4 protein-coding genes and 1 pseudogene are annotated in these 3,592 nt (G+C 43.9%); all 5 read right to left on the bottom strand.

Going from position 1 to position 3,592, the window contains the following annotated elements; all coding sequences use genetic code 11:
• Positions 1–76 precede the first annotated feature (76 nt).
• Entirely contained in the window at positions 77–1,000 is a 924-nt protein-coding gene (locus tag AC29Z1_RS12380) for a cation diffusion facilitator family transporter (protein ID WP_488271771.1), read from the bottom strand.
• A 276-nt stretch (positions 1,001–1,276) separates the two neighbouring features.
• On the bottom strand, positions 1,277–1,921 hold the full coding sequence (locus tag AC29Z1_RS12375) for a CBS and ACT domain-containing protein (protein WP_488271769.1): 645 nt from the start codon (positions 1,919–1,921) through the stop codon (positions 1,277–1,279).
• Between the two features lie 48 nt (positions 1,922–1,969).
• Positions 1,970–2,674 carry an ABC transporter ATP-binding protein gene (locus tag AC29Z1_RS12370; protein ID WP_488271770.1) on the bottom strand — a complete coding sequence of 235 codons (705 nt, stop codon included), beginning with the start codon at positions 2,672–2,674 and terminating at the stop codon, positions 1,970–1,972.
• A gap of 11 nt (positions 2,675–2,685) precedes the next feature.
• Positions 2,686–3,450, bottom strand: coding sequence for an ABC transporter ATP-binding protein (locus tag AC29Z1_RS12365; protein ID WP_488271768.1), 765 nt, complete (start codon positions 3,448–3,450; stop codon positions 2,686–2,688).
• Positions 3,428–3,592 (bottom strand): annotated as a pseudogene (locus AC29Z1_RS12360) (branched-chain amino acid ABC transporter permease); the annotation flags it as partial. The pseudogene AC29Z1_RS12360 and the gene AC29Z1_RS12365, both read right to left, overlap by 23 nt.

The raw sequence follows: 3,592 nt of genomic DNA, 5'->3' as shown, positions 1-3,592 counted from the left end.
AATAGAAAGCCGCTTTTTGCCTTACGGCATAAAAGCGGCTTTGTCTACAATCTGGCAGCGGCTAAGCCGCTGTTTTTTAGTCCCGCTTGCAATTTTCTCCGCATTCTTCCGGACAGGTAGTAAAACCCTCCGTATAATCGCAAGGCTCTAAATGGATGGTGACATCACAAGGAGCAAACCGTTCTTTTATCAACGCCTCGAGTTCATCGCATACGGCATGTGCTTTATCAAGGTGCATATTTTTTTGCAGAACAATGTGCATATCAATCAACCGATAACTACCAGACCGCCGGGTTCTAAGATGATGAAAAGCAATAACTGCCGGGTGACTGTAAACAATGGCTCTGATAGCGTCTTCCTCTTCTTTCGGTAAACTGACATCTGTCAATTGATAAATACTTTTCATTGTCATGGAAAAACCGGCTTTAAATACGATAACTGCTACAATGATCGCAATCACCGGGTCAAGCCAGTACAAACCTGTCAGTTTGATAATACCCAACCCGCAAAATACACCTAGACTTGTACAGATGTCGGCTTTAAGGTGAAGAGCATCGGCTTCCAAGGCTTGGGAACCAGTAAGTTGAGCCACAGAATACAGTCTATTCGATACCAGATAATTAACAACGATCGATAATGCCATGACGATAAGTCCGTATTCCAGATATTCCGGAGGCTGTGGATTATAAATTTTTTCTACCGCCTCGTACACAATCCAGAGTGCCGCTAAAACAATGAGTACTGCTTCGAAAGCTGCTGACAAATTCTCAATTTTACCATGACCATAAGCATGCTGGACATCAGGAGGCTCAGCAGATTTTTTTACAGCAAAAAAGGCAACAAAAGCAGCAAACAAATCGACGCCAGAATGGGCAGCTTCGGATATAATACTGACAGCACCCGTAACTATCCCAACCAATAATTTAAGTATCACAAGTAGTGTGTTTGATACTACCGATAGCCGCGCGGTTTGCTGTTTTAATTGATCGTAATCTTTAATCAAGCCCAATCCCTCCCCAAAAATGAAAAATAAGAAAGAGGACTTGGCATATGCCAAGTCCTCCTGGACGCCGGCAGAAGCCTTAGTCGTGCTTATGCGCTTCGAATATATACATTCGGGAGACTAAAATAAACCTGCGGGCCAATAGATCCCGCAGGCTTTTTCCTGCTGCTTGCCGCCCGACTGCGCCTTGTTATCAAGGCCGCCTATTCCTACTGTTATTATATTAACACAGTCGGCAAGAGGTGTAAAATTGGTGGAGGGATATTTAGCTTATTAGCCTATATGCACAACATGTTGTACTGGATAACCCACCGCTGCCAGACGTTCAGTAAATGCCTTCACATCTTTAATATCAGCTCGGATAACTACTTCATATTGCCCATCATCAGTCGGATAGCTGACAAAGCTACCAATACTAACACCAAACTCTTTGAATACCCCGGAAATATCGTGAATAACGCCCATTCGGTCAGGAACAACAATACTTAAACGAGTTTTTCCCTGTGGTAATCCCATGAGATCGACAAAGGTTTTAAATATGTCTGTCTCGGTTAAAATTCCGACAACTTGCTGATTCTGGTCAAGAACAACCAAACCACCAATTTTGTGGTTATACATTAAAAGCGCCGCTTCCTCAATGGTGGCGTCTGCATGTACCGTCACTACCTTTTTGGTCATAATGTCTTTAACCTGCATTTTTGCCAAAAGGTAGTTGAGTTCAAACACTGACAGTGAAGTAGCCGGCGAAGCTGATACTTCACTGAGATCCCGATCGGTGACAATACCCACAAGTTTGCCATTATCCACAACCGGTAAACGGCGAAACTTGTTACTGCGCATAATTTGCAGCGCATCGAGAATAGTCGTCGCAGACGTTATGGTAGTGGGATTGGGTGTCATTCTTTTGGATACAATCATACATAACACTCCCCTACGTGTATTTTCCCAATGGATATCGGGCGGTTGTTATCCACCCAGGTAGGCTTTACGTACCTCTTCACTTTCAGCCAACTGTCTAGCATCACCTGACAAAGTTACCCGGCCAGTTTCCAGGACATAGGCCTTATGAGCAATGGATAATGCCATATGAGCATTTTGCTCTACCAGTAAGATAGTAGTACCTGTTTCATTAATATCTTTAATAATTGAAAATATTTCTTTTACCAACAGCGGTGCCAAACCCATCGATGGTTCATCCAAGAGCAGAATTCGCGGCCGGCTCATTAGTGCCCGACCCATCGCCAGCATTTGCTGCTCACCGCCGGAAAGGGTCCCTGCTAACTGGCTACGCCGTTCAGCTAACCGTGGAAACCGTGCAAATACAGCATCCATATCGGCTTTAATTTCTTTAGAATTAGTACGAAGATAAGCACCCAGTTCCAAATTTTCCAATACCGTCATATGGGCAAATACCCGGCGGCCTTCCGGAACTTGGGAAATTCCCAGTTTAACAATGTTCTGGGCAGCCATACCGGCAATATCTTGCCCTTCGAAAGTAATCCGTCCGCTTTTAGGTTTTAACAGACCAGATATGGTACGCAAGGTAGTGCTTTTACCAGCACCGTTAGCTCCAATCAAAGTTACGATTTCACCCTGCTGAACATCAACACTAATACCTTTGAGTGCGTGAATAGCGCCATAATATACGTTTATATTATCAATTTTTAACATTGTCATGCCCCTTATACCTCCTCGCCGAGGTAGGCCTCAATAACCCGCGGATTATTTTTAATTTCCTGAGGCGTACCATGAGCAATAATACTGCCATATTCAAGGACATAAATGCGCTCACACACACCCATAACCAGGCTCATGTCATGTTCAATTAACAAAATCGTCAGATCGAACTTATCTTTTATCCAGCGAATCATTTCCATGAGTTGCAGTGTTTCTTGAGGATTCATGCCGGCAGCAGGTTCATCCAGAAGCAGCAGCTTAGGCTGTGCTGCCAGTGCACGAGCAATTTCCAAACGCCGTTGTTCGCCATAAGGCAAATTCTTGGCTATTTCATCTTTTCTATGGGCAAGCTGAAATATCTCCAAAAAATTTAGTGCTTTTTCTTCAATTTCAGCCTCTTCCCGATGGTAGCGACCAATGCGAAAGAACGCTTCTGCCAAACCATATTTTACGTGGAAATGATAGGCTATTTTTACATTGTCAAGGACGCTTAAATCGGAAAACAGCCTAATATTCTGAAACGTACGGGCAATCCCGCGCTGTGTAATTTGATAAGGTTTTAGACCAACAATACTTTTTCCGTCAAATTCAATTTGACCTTCTGTCGGTTCATATACCCCGGTCAAAAGGTTAAACACTGTTGTTTTGCCCGCGCCATTAGGGCCGATAAGACCCACCAGTTCGCCTGGCGCAATGTCGACTTCGAAGTTGGAAACTGCTCTTAAGCCGCCAAAGACTTTCGATAACTTAGTTGCTTTGAGTAAAGCCATCTTTCTTGCCTCCTGTCACGCGGCTAAACATTTTTAAGCTTAGCTCTTTATTGCCAAACAAACCTTGCGGACGATACAGCATGAGGGTAATAAGCAGCACCGAGTAAATAATCATCCGAAACTCAGGGTAGCTAGCCAGAGC

This window comes from Sporomusa sp. (assembly GCF_057736855.1).
Note: the sequence above shows the minus strand (reverse complement) of the source record. Positions and strands in the feature narration are given on the sequence as shown.